This is a genomic window from Streptomyces sp. NPDC043861 (assembly GCF_056435905.1).
Genome location: NZ_JBWKDP010000001.1, coordinates 1 through 17580 on the forward strand (window position 1 = coordinate 1; position 17580 = coordinate 17580).

10 protein-coding genes are annotated in these 17580 nt (G+C 69.9%); 7 read left to right on the plus strand and 3 right to left on the minus strand.

Annotated elements, in window-relative coordinates:
* Positions 1 to 12 precede the first annotated feature (12 nt).
* Complete coding sequence (locus AC068D_RS00005) at positions 13 to 5010, plus strand: amino acid adenylation domain-containing protein (protein ID WP_478820600.1); 4998 nt, start codon at positions 13 to 15, stop codon at positions 5008 to 5010.
* An 83-nt stretch (positions 5011 to 5093) separates the two neighbouring features.
* Here AC068D_RS00005 and AC068D_RS00010 read toward each other — a convergent pair whose 3' ends face one another.
* Positions 5094 to 6110 (minus strand): threonine ammonia-lyase, encoded by a 1017-nt coding sequence (locus tag AC068D_RS00010; protein WP_478820601.1) that lies wholly within the window; start codon positions 6108 to 6110, stop codon positions 5094 to 5096.
* A 352-nt stretch (positions 6111 to 6462) separates the two neighbouring features.
* On the opposite strand from AC068D_RS00010, the gene AC068D_RS00015 reads away from it, so the two are divergent.
* The 5 genes from AC068D_RS00015 (at position 6463) to AC068D_RS00035 (ending at position 13678) form a co-directional block, all read left to right on the plus strand.
* Positions 6463 to 7323 (plus strand): ATP-binding cassette domain-containing protein, encoded by an 861-nt coding sequence (locus AC068D_RS00015; RefSeq protein ID WP_478820602.1) that lies wholly within the window; start codon positions 6463 to 6465, stop codon positions 7321 to 7323.
* A 264-nt stretch (positions 7324 to 7587) separates the two neighbouring features.
* Complete coding sequence (locus tag AC068D_RS00020) at positions 7588 to 8076, plus strand: YbaK/EbsC family protein (protein ID WP_478820603.1); 489 nt, start codon at positions 7588 to 7590, stop codon at positions 8074 to 8076.
* A 373-nt stretch (positions 8077 to 8449) separates the two neighbouring features.
* Positions 8450 to 10033, plus strand: coding sequence for an MBL fold metallo-hydrolase (locus AC068D_RS00025; protein ID WP_478821361.1), 1584 nt, complete (start codon positions 8450 to 8452; stop codon positions 10031 to 10033).
* 160 nt (positions 10034 to 10193) lie between these two features.
* Positions 10194 to 11213, plus strand: a complete 1020-nt coding sequence (hppD, locus tag AC068D_RS00030) for a 4-hydroxyphenylpyruvate dioxygenase (RefSeq protein ID WP_478820604.1) — start codon at positions 10194 to 10196, stop codon at positions 11211 to 11213.
* Complete coding sequence (locus AC068D_RS00035; protein WP_478820605.1) at positions 11213 to 13678, plus strand: aminotransferase class I/II-fold pyridoxal phosphate-dependent enzyme; 2466 nt, start codon at positions 11213 to 11215, stop codon at positions 13676 to 13678. The genes hppD and AC068D_RS00035 overlap by 1 nt, the downstream gene beginning before the upstream one ends.
* A gap of 77 nt (positions 13679 to 13755) precedes the next feature.
* Here the strand turns inward: AC068D_RS00035 and sbnB are convergent, their stop codons facing one another.
* A complete protein-coding gene (gene sbnB, locus AC068D_RS00040; RefSeq protein ID WP_478820606.1) occupies positions 13756 to 14781 on the minus strand; it encodes a 2,3-diaminopropionate biosynthesis protein SbnB in 1026 nt (341 codons plus the stop codon).
* On the minus strand, positions 14778 to 15761 hold the full coding sequence (gene sbnA / locus AC068D_RS00045) for a 2,3-diaminopropionate biosynthesis protein SbnA (protein WP_478820607.1): 984 nt from the start codon (positions 15759 to 15761) through the stop codon (positions 14778 to 14780). Before sbnA ends, sbnB begins: the two co-directional genes overlap by 4 nt.
* 270 nt (positions 15762 to 16031) lie before the next feature.
* Between sbnA and AC068D_RS00050 the strand changes: the two genes are divergently transcribed.
* On the plus strand, positions 16032 to 17504 hold the full coding sequence (locus AC068D_RS00050) for an amino acid adenylation domain-containing protein (RefSeq protein WP_478820608.1): 1473 nt from the start codon (positions 16032 to 16034) through the stop codon (positions 17502 to 17504).
* Positions 17505 to 17580 lie beyond the last annotated feature (76 nt).

Consider the following 17580-nt stretch of genomic DNA (forward strand, 5'->3'; position numbering starts at 1 on the left):
GGGGTCGGGGGTGTGCTGCCGGCGCGGTCGTTGGTCCTGGGTGGTGAGGCTGCTTCGTCGGAGTTGGTGCGGGAGTTGGTCGGGCAGGCGGGTGGTTGTGAGGTGTTCAACCATTACGGTCCGACGGAGACGACGATCGGTGTGGCGACCACGCGTCTGGACGTGGATGGTGTGGTTGCTGTGGGTGCGCCTGTGGCGAACACGCGTTTCTATGTTCTCGACAGCGCTTTGCGGCCGGTTCCGGTGGGTGTTGTGGGTGAGTTGTATGTGGCGGGTGTGCAGTTGGCGCGTGGGTATGTGCAGCGTCCCGCTTTGACGGCGGAGCGGTTTGTGGCGAATCCGTTCGAGCCGGGTGTGCGGTTGTACCGGACGGGTGACCGGGTGCGTTGGTCCGGTGATGGCCGGGTGGTGTTCGTGGGTCGTGCGGATGAGCAGGTGAAGGTCCGTGGGTTCCGGATCGAGCCGGGTGAGGTCCAGGCTGTGGTCGGCGGGCATCCGCTGGTCGACGGGGCTGTGGTGGTGGCTCGTGAGGATGTGCCGGGTGATGTGCGTCTGGTGGCTTATGTGGTTGCTGCCGATGAGGATGCCGATGTGGTCGGTCTGCCGGCGGTGGTGCGGGAGTTCGTGGGGCGTCGTCTGCCTGAGCACATGGTTCCGGCGGCGGTGGTGGTTTTGGAGGGTCTGCCGCTGACCGGGAACGGGAAGCTGGATCGCAAGGCGCTGCCCGTGCCGGAGTACGGTGCGTCGTCGGCCGGGAGTGGGCGTCGTGCGGTGAATCTGCGGGAGGAGCTGCTGGCTCTGGCGTTCGCCGATGTTCTCGGTGTTGAGGGCGTGGGCGTGGACGACGACTTCTTCGAGCTGGGCGGGCACTCGTTGCTGGCGGTGCGGCTGGTGAGCCGGATCCGGACCGTGCTGGGTGTCGAGACCGAGATCCGTACCGTGTTCGAGGCGCCGACCGTCGCCGGACTCGCGGCCCGACTCGCGGGCGCCGACACCGCCCGCGCCGCCCTCACCCCGATGCCCCGCCCCCACCACCTCCCCCTCTCCTACGGGCAGCGTCGGCTGTGGATCATCAACCGGATGGACGGGCCCAGCAGCACCTACAACATCCCCGTCTCCACCCGCATGGACGGCGACGTGGACACACAGGCACTGAGCGCGGCCTTCCGGGACGTCATCGGCCGCCACGAGGTCCTGCGCACCGTGTTCGGCGCGGAAGGCGGCGAGCCGTACCAGCGGATCCTCGACATTGCGGACGTGGACTGGGTGCTGCACTCGGCCGATGTCGACCCGGCGGAGCTGGCCGGGGCCATGGCCGAAGCCGAGCAGTACTGCTTCGACCTGGCGGCCGAGATCCCGATCCGGGCCTCGCTGTTCCGGACCGGTCCGGACGCGTGCGTACTGGTGGTCGTCGTGCACCACATCGCCGGTGACGGCTGGTCGTGGGACCCGCTGGCACGGGACCTGGCCACCGCCTATGCGGCGCGCCGCGAGGGCCGGGCACCGGAATGGGAGCCGCTGCCGGTCCAGTACGCGGACTACGCGCTCTGGCAGCGCGAGGTGCTCGGCGACGCGGAGGACCCGGACAGCCTGATCAGCCGCCAGGTCGCCTACTGGAGGGAGGCGCTGGCCGGGGTGCCGGAGGAACTGGAGCTGCCTACCGACCGGATGCGTCCGGCGACGGCGAGCCACCGGGGCCACCGCACCCGACTGGAGATCCCCGCCGAGGTGCATGCACGCCTGGCCGAGGTGGCGCGGGCCGAGGGCGTGACCATGTTCATGGTCCTGCACGGTGCCCTGGCCGTCCTGCTGAACCGCCTCGGCGCCGGCACGGACCTGCCGGTGGGGTCGGCGATCGCGGGCCGGTCCGACGAGGCGCTGGACGACCTGGTCGGGTACTTCGTCAACACGTTCGTGCTGCGGACCGACCTGTCCGGCGACCCGACGTTCCGTGAGGTGCTCGGACGGGTCCGGGAGTCCGGGCTGGGTGCGTTCGAGCACCCGGACGTACCGTTCGAGAAGCTGGTCGAGGAGCTGGCTCCGGCCCGTTCGATGGCCCGCCACCCGCTGTTCCAGGTGATGCTGCTGGTGGAGAACGCCGTCGACGGGTCGCCGGAACGGTCCGGCATCGAGCCCTCCGACGGTGGTGCCGCAGTCCTGTCGAGCGGCCCGGCCGTCGCCAAGTTCGACCTGGACGTCAGCATGGTCGAGGTGCACGACACGGACGGCGCGCCCGCCGGCATGCACGGCGCGGTGATCGCGGCAGCGGACCTGTTCGACCCCGAGTCGGGCGCCCGTATCGCCGAGCGGCTGGTCCGGCTGCTGGAGACGGTCGCCGAGCAGCCGGGAGCCCGGCTCAGTGCGGTGGATGTCCTCGGCGCGGACGAGCGGCGCCGTGTCCTCACCGAATGGAACGCCACCGAAGCCCCGGTACCGCACGCGACGGTCGTCGAGCTGTTCGAGGCACAGGTCGCCCGGACCCCGGACGCGGTCGCACTGGTGCAGGGGGACGTCGAACTCAGCTACGCCGAGCTGGACGCCCGGGCGAACCGGCTGGCACGGCTGCTCGCGGGCCGGGGCATCGGCCCCGAGGCGGTGGTCGCGGCGGTCTTCGAGCGCACGGTCGACCTGGTGGTGGCACTTCTCGGGGTGATCAAGGCGGGGGCGTGCTACCTGCCGATCGACCCGGCCTACCCCGCGGACCGGATCGCCTACGTGATCGCCGACTCGGGGGCGGCCTGCCGGCTCACCAGCGAGAGCCTGGGCCGGCGGCCGATGGAGCCCGAGGGCCGACCGCTGGCCGGGGCGGCCGAAGCGGAGGCGGACGAGGTCCCGCTGGTGCTGCTCGACTCCGCCGAGGTGGCGGCCGAGCTCGCGGCCCTGGCGGACAGCCCGCTGGCGGACGGCGAGCGCACGGTGGCGCTGCGGCCCGAGCACCCGATGTGGGTGATCTACACCTCCGGGTCCACCGGGCGCCCCAAGGGGGTTCTGGTGGAGCACCGTGCGATCGTCAACTTCCTCTCGGCGATGCAGGACCGCTTCGCGCTCGACGCAGAGGACCGGCTGCTGGCGGTCAGCACCCACGGCTGCGACATGGCGGGTTTCGAGTTCTATCTGCCGCTGCTCAACGGCGCCCGGATCGTGCTTGCCTCGCAGGAGCAGGTGCTCGACCCCTGGGCGCTACGCGGGCTGATCCGGGACACCGGGGCGACGATCGTGCACGCCACGCCGAGCCTGTGGCGCGGCCTGGTGGCCGACGCGGATGACCCGGTGGACTGGGCCCGGGTGCGGGCGATGATCGGCGCCGAGGCGCTGCCGGCCGATCTGGCGCGCACGCTGCTGGCCAGGACGCCGACCCTGACGAACCTTTACGGGCCGACGGAGACCACGGTCTGGTCGACCGGCAAGGAGCTGGCGGGGGAGGCGGCGGACGTCTCGTCGATCGGCGGGCCGATCGGCAACACGAGGGTCTATGTGCTGGATGACCTGTTGTCACCGGTGCCCGTGGGAGTGGCCGGTGAGCTGTACATTGCGGGCCGGAGTGTGGCACGCGGTTACCTGGGACGCCCGGAGCTGACGGCGGGGCGCTTCGTGGCGGACCCGTTCGCCGGCGTCGGTGAGCGGATGTACCGGACGGGCGACGTGGTGCGCTGGACCGCGGACGGTGACCTGCAGTACGTCGGGCGCTCGGACGACCAGGTGAAGGTGCGTGGGTTCCGGGTCGAACTGGGGGAGATCGAGGCGGTGGTCGCCGGGCATCCCTCGGTCGCCCAGGCCGTGGCGCTGGTGCGCGAGGACAATCCCGGTGACCAGCGGCTGGTGGCGTACGTGGTGCCGAACCGCGGTCTCGCCGAGGACGAGCTGGACCACCTCGGCCAGGCGGTACGCGCAGTGGCGCAGGACCGGCTGCCGGGTTACATGGTGCCGTCCGCGGTGGTGGTGATCGAGAAGCTGCCGCTCATGCCGAACAGCAAGCTGGACCGCAAGGCCCTGCCGGTACCGGAGGTCGAGGCCCGTGAGGAGGCGCACCACTCGGTCACCTCGTTCGAGGCGAACGTCGGTGCCGCGTTCGCGGAGGTCCTCGGCCTGGAGAGCGTGGGCGTGGACGACGACTTCTTCGCCCTCGGCGGTCACTCACTGCTCGCGGTCCGCCTGGTGGAGCGGCTGCGGGAGCGAGGGGTGTCGATCGCGGTCCGCGACCTGTTCGCGGCTCCGACCGTGGCCGAGCTGATGAAGCGGATGAGCCTGTCCTCGGTGCGCGACGCACTGGACGTGCTCCTGCCCATACGGGAGCAGGGCGACCGGCCGCCGTTCTTCTGCCTGCACCCTGCGGGTGGCGTGAGCTGGTGCTACATGCCGCTCGTCCGGTACGTCCCGGTCGACGTGCCGCTGTACGGGTTGCAGGCCCGGGGGCTGGACGGCTCGACGCAACTCGCGGGCTCCATCACCGAGATGGCCGCGGACTACATCACGCAGATGCGTTCGGTACAGCCGAGCGGCCCGTACCACCTGCTGGGCTGGTCGTACGGCGGCGTGCTCGCCCATGAGATTGCCGTCCAGTTGCAGGCGGCAGGCGAGGAGGTCGGGGCCCTGGTCCTGCTCGACCAGTACCCGTGGGACAGCGAGGCGGAGGCGGCCCTGGCGGCGCAGGAGGCGGAGCTCGACCCGGAGGCCGAGATCGACCAACTGGCCGACCTGGTGCGGCTGGAGGCGGGAGGCGTGCTGGGGACGATCACCGATGAGGAGTACCGGGCCTTCGCGCGGGTGTTGCACAACGGCCGCAGGATCCGGCGCACCCATGAGCACGGGCGGTTCGACGGTGACGCCTTGCTGGTCGTCGCCGAGAACGGCCGTACGGAAGAGGAGCCGACCGCCCACCGGTGGGCGGCTCATGTGACCGGCGTGGTGTCCGAGGCGGGTGTGCCGTGCACCCACTACGACCTCGCCAAGCCTGAGAACCTCGGCCTGGTCTGGGCCGAGGTAGCGGCCTGGCTTGGCTGGGAGGACTGAGGCCGGAACGGCGTGCGGGGTGTGCGGCCCGGTCGTCGCCGACCGGGCCGCACACCCCGCCGGCCCCCGGATGCGGTGAACGGTCAGACCGGGCTGCTCTGCCCGGCGAGCACCGAGGCGACCAGGCTCGGCTCGACGTTGCCACCGCTGAGCAGGACCCCGACCTCGCCGCCGTACTCGGCGGCGTGGCCGAGAGCGGCGGCGAGCGCTGTGGCCGCGGCAGGCTCGATGACCAGTCGAGCATGATGGAATGCGGCCCGGAGGGCGTCGGCGATGGCGGCCTCAGGGACGGTGATCACCGAGGTCACCTCCTGCCGGGCGAGACCGAAGGGAAGCGCGCCGATCCGGTCGGGGCGCAGACCGTCGGCGATGGTGTGCCCTACAGGGACTGTCACTGGACGCCCGGCGCGCAGCGCGGCGGTCAGGGCGGGTACGGCCTCGGGCTCGGCCCCGACCACGGCCTGCCCGTGCCGTGAGGCCGCCAGGCAGGCACCGGCGACGGCGCTGCCGCCACCGACCGGGACGACCACGGCGTCCAGCCGCACGCCCTCGGCTGCGACCTGGCCGATCAGTTCCGCGGTGGCGGTCGCTTGACCGAGGACCACTTGAGGGTTCTGATAGGGGTCGACCACGTCGTATCCGTACTGCTGCCGCAACTCTTCGACGACGGCGATCCGTTCGGCGAGCAGGGTGCCGGAGGTCACCACCTCGGCGCCGGTGTGCCGGATCCGCTCGATCTTGGTGGGCGGAGCATCGGCGGGCAGGACCAGGATGGCGGGCAGGTTGTGCTCACGGGCGGCGATCGCGACCGCGATCGCATGGTTGCCTGTGCTCTGTGCTATCACGCCCCGGCTCCCCGAGCCGGCCAGTTCGTCGACGGCCAGCAGGGCGCCACGAACCTTGAACGATCCGCCGCGCTGGAGGTTCTCGGCCTTCAGCCAGAGGCGCGTGCCCGCGATCGCGTCCAGCGGTTCGCAGCGCACCACCGGGGTCCGCAGGACCCGTTTGTCCAGTTTCCTTTCGGCGCGGTCGACGTCGATGGGGTGGAGCGGTGGTGTTCCGACCGCGGCCGTGGTCGGTCCGGTAAGGTGTTCAGACATCCTGCGCCTCCTTTCCGTCCGAGTCGCTGGTTTCTTTTTGCACTCCTTTTCCTGCCGCCGGGCCGACGTATTTACGGCACGCTGATGTATTGCCCATGGGGCTCCTCAGGGGGTTGTCTGCGGACAGTGCAGAAGTGTTCGTCATCCTTGCAGGGCTGGATCTCCCTGCGAAAGGCTCGGACAACGGGCCCGTGGCTGATCTCTGTTCGGACGGCAGTTTTCCGATGAGAACTATCCGATCCGCTCGTGCGGCATCAGGCCGCAGGTGTCATCCCGCGGTTGACAGATTTGTCGGCGACTGGACCCGGTGACGCGATGCGGTACGGGCCCGGTTTAATCCACCATGGTGATCATGATCGAGATCAGGGAACTGACGAAGCGCTACGGCGACGTCACGGCCGTCAACGGCCTCAGCTTCACAGCCGGGGCCGGGCGCGTCACCGGGCTTCTCGGACCGGCCGGCGCCGGCAAGACCACGACGCTGCGGTTGCTGTTGGGCCTGAGCAGTCCCACTGCCGGTAGCGCTGCGATCGGCGGCCGCGAATTCCGGGACCACGCGCCCGGCCCACGCGAGGTCGGCGCGCTGCTGGACACCCACGGCGTGTACTGCCCCCACATCGGGAACACCGCGCGGGAGTGCCTGGGCGGGCTGGCCCGGCGGCACGGCATCCCGCGAGCCAGGGTGGACGAAGTGCTGGACGAGGTCGGGCTGACCGAGGCGGAACAGCGCCGGGTCGGCACCTTCTCGCTGGGGATGAGGCAGCGGCTGGGCATTGCCTGCGCGCTGCTCGCCGAACCGCCGGTCCTGGTGCTCGACGAGCCCCTCAACGGGCTGGACCAGCAGGGTCTGGTCTGGGCGCGTGCCCTGTTTCAGCGGCTGGCCACCGAGGGGCGTACGGTGCTCGTCACCGGTCAGTTGTCCGCCGAACTGGAGTACCTGGCGGACGAGTTGGTGGTCATCGAGCGGGGCGAGCCGGTCCCGGTGCAACGTGCGGCCCCGTTCGCCGCCCGCGACGTCCGGGCGCGGGTGTCCGTGCGGACGCCCGATGTCGCGGTGCTGAGTGCCCTGCTGGCGGACGAAGGGGCGTCGGTGAAGGTGAACGACGACCAGTCGCTGACGGTGATGGGGCTGAGTGCGCTGCGCATCGGCGATGTCGCCTTTCTCAACGTCGTGCCGCTGCACGAGCTCGCCTCGGAGGCGCCGGGGCGTTGAGGTCTGAACCATCGCCGCTGCACAGGGGTGTTCAGGGTGTGCGGCATGCCATGGGCGTCATTGCCTTCCTATGATGACGGCTCGTCGACATCACCGCGCACCCCACGAGTCGTGCGCGGAAGCCCGAGCAGACGGTCGGATCCCGCTGGGCATGCGCCACGACCGTCGGCTCTTCCCGACGGCGCCCATCGTCCTACGGAGATACGGTGTACCGCCGCCCATGCTGCACGCGAACCCGCCTCGCCCGGCCCGCGGAGGCCGCGGATGCCTGAGGACCGCGACGTCTTCCAGCGCCTGATCGATCTCCTCTCGGCCGGCAAGGCGTCCTACCGGACCATCGCCCACGCACCCGAGGGCCGTACCGAGGCCGCCAGCCGCCTGCGCCGGCATCCGCTGGATCAGGCCGCCAAGTCCATCGTGGTCCGGGTCGCGACCGGCAAGCGCTCACGTCGCTACGTGCTCGCCGTGGTCCCCGGTGACCGCCGGGTCGATCTGCCTGCCTTGGCGCTGCGCTACGGCGGCCGGGAGGCCTCCTTCGCCGCCCGGGAGGTCGCCGAGGAGCTCGCCGGCACCGTCAGCGGCTCCATCGCCCCGTTCGCCTTCTCGGCCGAGCTGGACCTGCTCGTCGACGAGGGCCTGCTGGTCCACGACGAGATGTACTTCAACGCCGGGCGACTGGACGTGTCCGTCGCCCTGTCGGTCGCGGACTACCTGCACCTGGCCCGGCCCGCCGTCGCGGCGATCGCGGTCTGACGGACTCTCGTGTACCGGCCGGCCGACGGCCGTTCAACCGCCGCGCCGACGCAGTTGCACAGCGGGCGGCGGGCGTTCCGCGGGTTTCGCGACGCGTCCTGCCGCCCGCTCGCCCGTGTTCAACGACCGTGCCCCGCCGCCGAGTGTTGATCCATAGCGGCGCCCCGGGCCATTCTTTCCGGAGAGCGCTCTGTGCGCGGTGCTCTTTGTGTGGCGAGGCGGATGCGGTTTCGTCGGCTTTCCGGGCCCCAGGTCCTGGCTGATTCTCTCTGGTCGTCCTTCCATCGCGGTCCGGCCGGGCGCACGTAATTCCGGAGTGCTACCCGGTCGGTTGTTCAATTCCTTCTTATTTCTTCTGGAGAGAGAGGTGCAGATGTCCGACGAGCGGCTTTTCCTGCGATCGAAGGCCATCATCGAGCCACTGGTGGACAGGTTCTTCGCCTGGCCGTACACGGTGGCACCGGTACAGGCGGCAATGAACCTCGCGTTCCTGCAGTTGCCTCTGCTGGAGTCCTACCTGCAGTCCCCGCAGGTGCATGTCGCGGCCAGCAACAACCCGGAGCTTCGGGGCGGGTACTTCGTCAACATCCCCGAGTCACGCGCCGACGAGGTCCGCGACCTGGTCGCCGCCATCAAGCGCGACCGGGCCGACATGCTGCGCTTCGCCGAGGCCATCGCCGCGGGCCAGGAGATCCTGCGGGCGAACGCGACCGGCTTCGACCTCACCCCGCTCTACCCGAAGATGCCCGCCGAGCTCGGCGGACTCATCGAGCTCGCCTACGACACCGACAACCAGGCGCAGATCCGTTTCATGGAGCCGGTGGTCTACAAGAGCAAGGTCTACGACGACTCGCGCCAGTCGGTGCAGCTCTCCTTGGAGACCGGGATCGAGCGCCCGTTCATCCTGAGCACGCCGCGCCTGCCTTCGCCGGACGTCCTGGAGCTGGACATCCCGTTCCGCCACGACGGTCTGACCGAACTGTTCCGGTCCCGTGTTCACGGCGCCACGCTCGCGCACCTGCGCGAGGCGCTGGAGCTGGACGACGCCCAGGCCGCCCAGCTGTCCGGTCTGCTGACGGACCGTCCGGGCCTGGCGGAGGACCGCCACATCGACAGCGGCGGCCGCATTCGCTACTTCGGGCACGCCTGTCTGGTCCTGCAGACGCCCGAGGCCGCCATCGTCACCGACCCGTTCATCAGCGCCGACAGCACCGCGGGCGACCGCTACACGCTGGACGACCTGCCGGACTACATCGACCTCGTGCTGATCACCCACGGGCACCAGGACCACATCGTCCTGGAGACGCTGCTCCAGCTGCGCGGCCGCCTCGGCGCGATCGTGGTCCCGCGCTCCTCGCGCGGCAACCTCGCGGACCCGTCGATGGCACTGATGCTCAGGAACCAGGGCTTCAACGTGATCGAGGTCGATGACTTCGACGAGGTCGAGTTCCCCGGCGGTAAGATCACCGCGACTCCGTTCCTCGGCGAGCACTGCGACCTGGACATCCGTGCCAAGTCGACCTACTGGGCCGAGCTGGCCGGCAAGAAGATCTTCATCGGTGCCGACTCCTCGGGGATCGAGCCCGCGCTCTACCGCTACATCAAGGGCCACCTGGGCACCGCCGACATCGCCTTCCTCGGCATGGAGTGCGACGGCGCACCGCTGACCTGGCTCTACCAGGCACTGCTGACCATCCCGGTCACCAAGAAGATGAGCAACTCGCGCAAGCTCTCCGGGTCCAACGCTGAGCAGGCCGCCGCCATCATGACCGAGCTGGGTGCCCACGAGGCGTACGTCTACGCCATGGGCGAGGAGGACTGGCTGGGCCACGTCATGGCCACCACCTACACCGAGGACACCTACCAGATCAAGCAGATCGAGGAGTTCCTCACCTGGTGCAAGGACCGCAACATCAAGGCCGGCCACCTCTTCAAGCAGCAGGAATGGCGCTGGTAGCCGCCCGGCGTCGGTAGGGCTCGTCGGGGCGGGGCGCCCGGGATCCGTCATGTGCGGAGACCCGGGGGTCCCGCCCCCGGTCCTCGCTGCCCGGACCAATGAAGCCACGTCACGCACGAAACATCACCGGCCGTCGGCCGTTCAGGAGGTAGGTAGCACCATGGCTGTGCAGGACATCGCGTATGTCGAACTGTTCGTATTGAACAAGGTCTCCGCCGTCAACTACTTCGTCTCGGCCCTGGGCTTCACCAGAGTCGCGGACTCGGTGGAGACCGACCGGAGCTCCGTGCTGCTGCGACAGGGTGACGTGCGGCTGGTGGTCACTTCGGGCCGCGGCATCTGGAACTTCCTGGACAGCCATGGCGACGGCATCGCCGACATCGCCATGACCTGCGACGACGCGGCGGTGGCCGGTGAACGGGCGGTGGCGGGCGGAGCAGCACCGCTCGCCTCCGTCCGCGGCAACGTCGTGGTCTCGGGCTTCGGCGGCGTCGCGCACACTCTGCTCCCGGCAGCCGCCCGGCCCGGCGACATGCTCGCCGACGGTCGCCGGTGGACTCCCAGCCCGGTGGTGCCCGCCACGGAGCCGTCGCGGATCCGCCTGCTCGACCATGTCGCGGTCTGCCTCGCGGGCGACACCCTCGAGGAGTACGCCGACTTCTACCGGGACGCCTTCGGGTTCTCCCGCTATTCCTCGGAGTACGTGGCCGTCGGCGGACAGGCGATGGACTCCGTTGTGGTGCGCAGCGCCTCCGGCCGCGTCACCTTCACCCTCGTCGCGCCGGACCCCGGCAAGGAGCCGGGCCAGCTCGACGCGTTCCTGGAGCGCAACGGCGGCCCTGGTGTGCAGCATCTCGCCTTTCTCGTCGACGACATCGTCCCCGCCGTCGGCGAGGCCCGGGAACGCGGGGTGGAGTTCCTCAACACCCCGGACGCCTACTACGATCTGCTCGCCGAGCGATTCGACGGGATGGCGGAGCAGATAGCCGAGCTGCGCAAGGCGCAGGTGCTGGCCGACCGGGACGAATGGGGCCACCTGCTGCAGCTGTTCAGCCGCTCACCCTACGAGCGCAACACTCTGTTCTTCGAACTCATCCAGCGCGAGGGCTCCCGCGGCTTCGGCAGCGCCAACATCCGAGCCCTCTACGAGGCTGTCGAGCGTGACCGGCTGACCTCCTGATGAGCGACACCGGTGCCACCATCGCGAGGCCGTTGACGCCCGCCGACTACGCGGCCCTGGCGCGAGAGCGGTTGGAGCCCGCTGTCTGGGACTTCCTCGAGGGAGGCGCGGGCGAGGAACGTACGCTCGCGGCCAACCTGGCGGTGTTCGACCGTGTCCGGCTGCGTCCCAGGGTCCTGACAGGCGTAGGCATGCCCGCCATCGGTGCCGACATCCTGGGACGGACCTGGTCGGCACCGCTCGGTGTCGCGCCCATGGCCTACCACACGCTGGCCCACCAGTACGGCGAGGTTGCCACCGCCCGGGGTGCCGCACGGGCAGGTGTCCCTCTCGTCGTCAGCTCCTTCGCGAGCCGGACCTTCGAGGACATCGCCGCGGCTGCCACCGGGCCGCTCTGGCTCCAGGTGTACTGTTTCCGCGACCGCGTCACGACGCGCCGACTCGTCGAGCGCGCCGAGCGGGCCGGCTTCGAGGCGCTGGTGCTCACCGTGGACGCCCCGCACCTCGGCCGAAGGCTGCGCGACCTGCGCAACGACTTCCGGCTGCCGGCCGGCGTCGCTCCGGCCAATCTCGGCGGCGGGGACTTCTCCTCTCCGAGCGGACACGCCCGTACCGAGTTCGACCCGTTCCTCGACTGGTCGGTGATCGAGTGGCTGCGATCCGTCAGTTCTCTGCCGGTGCTGGTCAAGGGCATCCTCACCGCCTCCGACGCCCGGCGGGCGCTCGCCGCCGGGGCCGACGGCATCGTGGTGTCCAACCACGGGGGCCGGCAGCTGGACGGAGCCCCGTCGACGCTGGAGGTGCTGCCGGAGGTCGCGCAGGCGGTCGCCGGCGCCTGCCCGCTGCTCCTCGACGGCGGGGTGCGCCGCGGCGCGGACGTGCTGGCCGCCCTGGCCGTCGGGGCCGACGCCGTGCTCATCGGACGGCCGGTCCTCCACGGCCTGGCCGTGAACGGCGAACAGGGTGTGGAGCACGTCCTGGGTCTGTTCGCCGCGGAACTGACGGAGGCGATGACGCTCACGGGCACCGGCTCAGTCGCGGACGCCGGCCCGGACCTGGTGACGGACCCCGGGCCGGCGGACACGCCGCCCGGGATGCACCAGGAGGCCCAGCCGCGCCGGAGCCGGCCGCAGCGTCTCGGACCCGGCGATCAGGAACTGCCGGCCGGCGACCTGCGCAGGGACGAGCTGCACAGCAGCGTCTCGGACCCGGTGCTCGGCACGATGAACTTCCTGAACGAGATCACCCAGCGCTACCCCGAGGCAATCTCCTTCGCGCCGGGCCGCCCGTACGCCGGCTTCTTCGAGACCGAGCAGATCTTCACCCATCTGCGCCGCTACCTGGACCACCTGGCCGAGGGCGGGGCGTCTCCCGAGGGGATCCGTACAACGCTCTTCCAGTACGGCCCGACGGCCGGCCAGATCCGCGAGCTGATTGCCGAGACCCTGCGAGCGGACGAGGGCATCGAGGTGCCTGCGGAGTCCGTCGTGGTCACGGTCGGCGCCCAGGAGGCGATGCTCATCGCGGTCCGGGCCCTCATCGCCGGGCCCGAGGACGTGCTGCTGGTCTCGAGCCCCTGCTATGTGGGCATCACCGGAGCGGCCAGGTTGTTCGACATCGCGCCGACGGCGGTCCAGGAGGCACCCGACGGATTCCGCTGTGCCGACCTGGAGGCGGCGATCCTCGCCGAGCAGGCACGCGGGCGCCGCCCCCGGGCGTTCTACACAGTCCCGGACCACTCCAATCCGTCCGGGACGACGATGCCGCTGGAGCAGCGCCTGGAACTCCTCGACCTGGCGGCCCGCCATGGCATTCTGATCCTGGAGGACAGTCCGTACCGGATGGTGAGCCCGGGCCGGCAGCTGCCGACTCTCAAGTCGCTCGACCGCGGGCGCCGCGTCGTTCATCTGGGCTCCCTCTCTAAGACGCTCTTCCCGGGGGCCCGGGTGGGCTTCGTGGTCGCCGACCAGATCGTCGTCGGGGCCGACGGGACCACAGGCCTGCTGGCGGACGAACTCACCAGGATCAAGAGCATGGTGACGGTGAACACCTCCCCGGTCAGCCAGGCGGTCGTGGCCGGCATGCTGCTCGCCGCGGGCGGGCGGACCTCGGAGCTCAACACGGGGACGGCCGCGTACTACGGGGACGCGATGCGGGTCACCCTCCGTGAGCTCGAGCGTTGCTTCCCCGCAGCGGAGCGGGCGGACCTCGGCATCCGCTGGAGCGAGCCGAGCGGAGGCTTCTTCCTGGCCGTCGACGTGCCGTTCCGTGCGGACAACGCGGCACTGGAGATCTCCGCGGAGGAGTACGGGGTCATCTGGACGCCCATGTCGTACTTCTACCCGCAGGGTGGCGGCGAGCACAGCCTGCGGCTCTCCGTGAGCAATCTGACGCACTCCCGAATCGCCGAGGGCGTCGAGCGGCTGGCCCGCTTCGTCGGGTCCCGGCCGCGCCCGGGGCTCTGAGTACGACCGTGCTCCGCACCACGAAGGGCCCGCCGGACAGGCGGGCCCTTCGTGTTTCCCCGGAGTGGAACCGGGTTTCAGCCGTAGCGCCTCATCTCATGGAAGAAGCCGGGTACGGTCAACAGCGTGCCGGCCGCACTGACTTCGTCGTAGACGTACTTGGCCACGGCCAGGTCGAGCACGCCCAGGCCGAACGGGGAGAACACGACGGGGCGGTCGGCCGGGGGTGTGGTCCGGCCATCCAGCAGGTCGTAGAGGGTGCCGTCGACGAAGTCCCGGTTGCCGGTCCGCTGCTCCGCCAGGTGCGGCGAGGTACTGGCCTTCAGACAGTGGTCGATGTCGTCGACGAGGTTGTAGGAGGACAGGATGATCTCGGGGGAGAGATCGCGCAGTGAGACATGCAGGACCAAGGGGTTGTGGGAGAACAGCCCCGGGTCGAGGATGTGCGGCTCGCCCGCCACCGTGGCCAGCACGATCAGGTCCGACCCGGCGATCAGCGACTCGGCACTGTCGTGGATCGTCACCGGGCCGGCCTCGGAGCGGGTCAGGTACTCCTCGAAGCCCACTGCGTGTTCACGGGACAGGTCGAAGACGCCCACCTCGTCGAAGTCCAGGCCGTTGGCCACCAGATAGGTGTGCAGGTAGCGGGCGATCAGCCCGACCCCGATGAAGCCGACCCGACGCGGCGTCACACCACGCCGGTCGGCGATCGTCACCGCCGCGAGGGCCGCGGAGGCGGCCGTGCGCGAGGCGCTGATGACGGAGCTTTCCAGACAGGCCAGTGGGTAACCGGTCGTGGTGTCGTTGAGGACGACCACCGCGGATGCCCGGGGGATGCCGGCGGCGACATTCTCGGGAAACGAAGAGATCCACTTGATGCCGTGCACGTCAACCTCGCCCCCGACCGAGGCGGGCAGCGCGATGATGCGCGAGGAGGGGTTCTCGGGGAACCGCAGGAAGTACGAGTCCGGGTTCACCGTCAGGCCCTCGCCGTGCAGGCGGTACGCCTTCTCGACCATCGCGGTCACCTGCTTCTCGCGGCCGCGCAGGACGTCGACGACCTGCGCGCCGGAGATGACGGAGAAGGAGGGTGCCTGGGTCATGGGTGCTGGCTCCATTGAGGATCGGTGAACAGGTCTGTCTGGCCGAAGTGTTCGCGCAGCCAGCTCTCGTCGTAGATGGAGGTGAGGTAACGCTCTCCGAGGTCGGGGGAGATCGCGACCGCCACGGGATCCTCGCCCGGGTACTTCTCGCCCAGCCAGCGGGTGGCACCGCTCACCACCGTGCCGGTCGACCCGCCGAGCACGAAGCCCCGGGCTGCCATGGCGTGGCATGCGCGGATGGTCTCCGGCTCGGAGACGTGCACGACGTCGTCGATGCATGACTCGTCGACCAGTTCCGGGCGCGTGCTGGTGCCCAGGCCCGGGACCACCCGGCGCTCCGGCATACCGCCGAAGGTGACCGAGCCGACGGCGTCGACGGCCACGATCGTGACGGGCAGACGGCGCTCCTTGAAGTAGCGCGCACAGCCCATCAGAGTGCCCGTGGTGCCCGCGCCGACGAACAGCACCTCCAGGTCCGGGAAGCTCCGGGCGATCGCCGGCGCCGTGCTCTCGTAGTGCGCACGCCAATTGTTGGGGTTGGCGTACTGGTTGAGCCATACGTAGCGGTCGCTGGAGGCGCAGAGTTCGCGGACGTACTCGATCCGGCTGTGGAGGTAGCCAAGGTTGGCGTCCTGCCTCGAGATCACCCGGACCTCCGCGCCCAGTGAGCGCATCAGCCGTTGGGTGGTGGAGTTGCACCGGGGGTCGGTCACACACACGAAACGGTAGCCACGGTCGGCCGCGATGATGGCGAGCGCGATGCCCAGGTTGCCCGACGACGACTCCACCAGGACCGAGTCGGGACGGAGCAGGCCGTCGTGCTCCGCGGCGTCGACCATTTCGGTGGCCGCCTTCAGCTTGATGGATCCCGCTAAGTTGAAACCTTCGCACTTCAGATACAGCGGAGTGTCGTTCACCTTGCGCAGATCTATGTAGAGGTCCTCGACATTGAATTCATGAGGGGAGCTGATGATGGGCACGGTGCCGGACACCCTCTGCAGGACGGTAATGGATGTGGAAGTGGTCGGAATTCGGGCAGTCTGCGTCAAGACGTATTTCGTCCATTTGACCGGCCCTCAACAGCCGTCGCTCAACCGAAATTCCGCATCGCCTTCCATCGGGCGATGAAAGCGGTACCTGATCGCCCTAGCATGGATTACCGTACTGTAGGGAATCTTGCCCTGCAAGATCCGACTATTCCCTGAACAGTAAGTAGCGGCTATTAGTGCCGATCACAAGGAGCGGATTTCATGACGATCGTGGATGGCCTGCTCGGCCCCGCCGAGTTGCCGGAACTTGCGATCTCCCCGGGTGAGCTCCAGCGCGCTCGAGAGATGGCGGTGACCCGCGACCATGCGGTCGACCTTGCCGACGCCGTCATCACCAGGGTGGAGCACTTCGCCCGGGACCCCGGCAGGCCGGCGGTCAGGGACGCCCACCGCCGGCTCGGGTACGCCGAGCTGGCCCTGGAGGCAAGGCGCCTGGCCACCTTGATGGAGCGTGAGGGCGTCACCCCCGGCACGGTCGTCGCGGTCGGAGGCGAACGCGGCACCGCAGTCGTCGCCGCCTTCCTGGCCACCGAACTCCTCGGCGCGCTCTACCTGCCGGCGGACGGCAACTGGCCGGCCCGGCGGGTGGCGGACGTCATCGACCAGGCCGGAGCCGTCCTGCTGCTGAACACCGACCCGGAGACGGTCTCGCCCTCGCTCGCCGAGGGCGCCGAGGAGGCCGGGATCCCCGTGGTCCGGACCATCGAGGCCGCCTCCTGCGAACCCTGGCAGGGCCCGGCCCGGCTGGAACGCGTCGACCAGCCCCGGTACGTACTGTTCACGTCCGGCTCCACCGGTAGGCCCAAGGGCGCGGTGGTGGAGCACCAAGGCATGCTCAACCACCTCCACGCCAAGATCGTCGACCTCGGGCTGACCGAGCGCGACGTCGTCGCGCAGACCGCCCCGCTGGGGTTCGACATCTCGATCTGGCAGATGCTCTGCCCGCTGGTCGTCGGTGGCCAGGTCACCGTCGTCGCCGACGCAACGGCCCACGACTCGGTGGCCTTCGCCCGGCTCGTCGACGAACACCGGGTCACCGTTGTGGAGTTGGTGCCCACCATGGTCCGCCTGCTGCTGGACGACCTGGCCGCCGCCCCGACCGCGGGCCGGCTGGAGGGTCTGCGGTGGATGCTCGCCACCGGAGAGGAGCTGCCGACCGAGGTCGCCCGGCGTTGGCTGCGAGAGATGCCCCAGGCCGGCTTGGTCAACGCCTACGGCCCGACCGAATGCTCCGACGACGTCACCCATCACACCGTGCTCCCCGCCGACCTCGACCTGCTGCGTCTGCCGATCGGCGCCCCGGTCATCAACTCCCAGCTCTACGTGCTGCGTCAGGAGAATGACGGCTGGCACGCCTGCGAGCCCGGTGAGACCGGGGAGTTGTTCGTCGGTGGGGTCTGCGTGGGGCGCGGCTATGTCGGCGACCACGACCGGACCCGGGACGCGTTCTGCCGCGACCCGTTCCGCTCGACGCCGACCGGGCGGCTCTACCGGACCGGTGACGCGGTGACGGTCCTCCCACAGGGGGCTCTGCAGTACCTCGGACGTGTCGACCGCCAGGTCAAGATCGCGGGAGTCCGGATGGAGCTCGGTGAGATCGAGGCGGTCCTGCAGCAGCACCCCGCCGTCGGCGCCGTCGCGGTGGTCGTGCACGACTTCGCCCGCGGCCACTAGCCCGATACCGCCGGCTGTTCAACTGGCGCACCACCCCCAGTTGGCCAGGTCTGCGGACCGGCCGACCGGGCGCGGT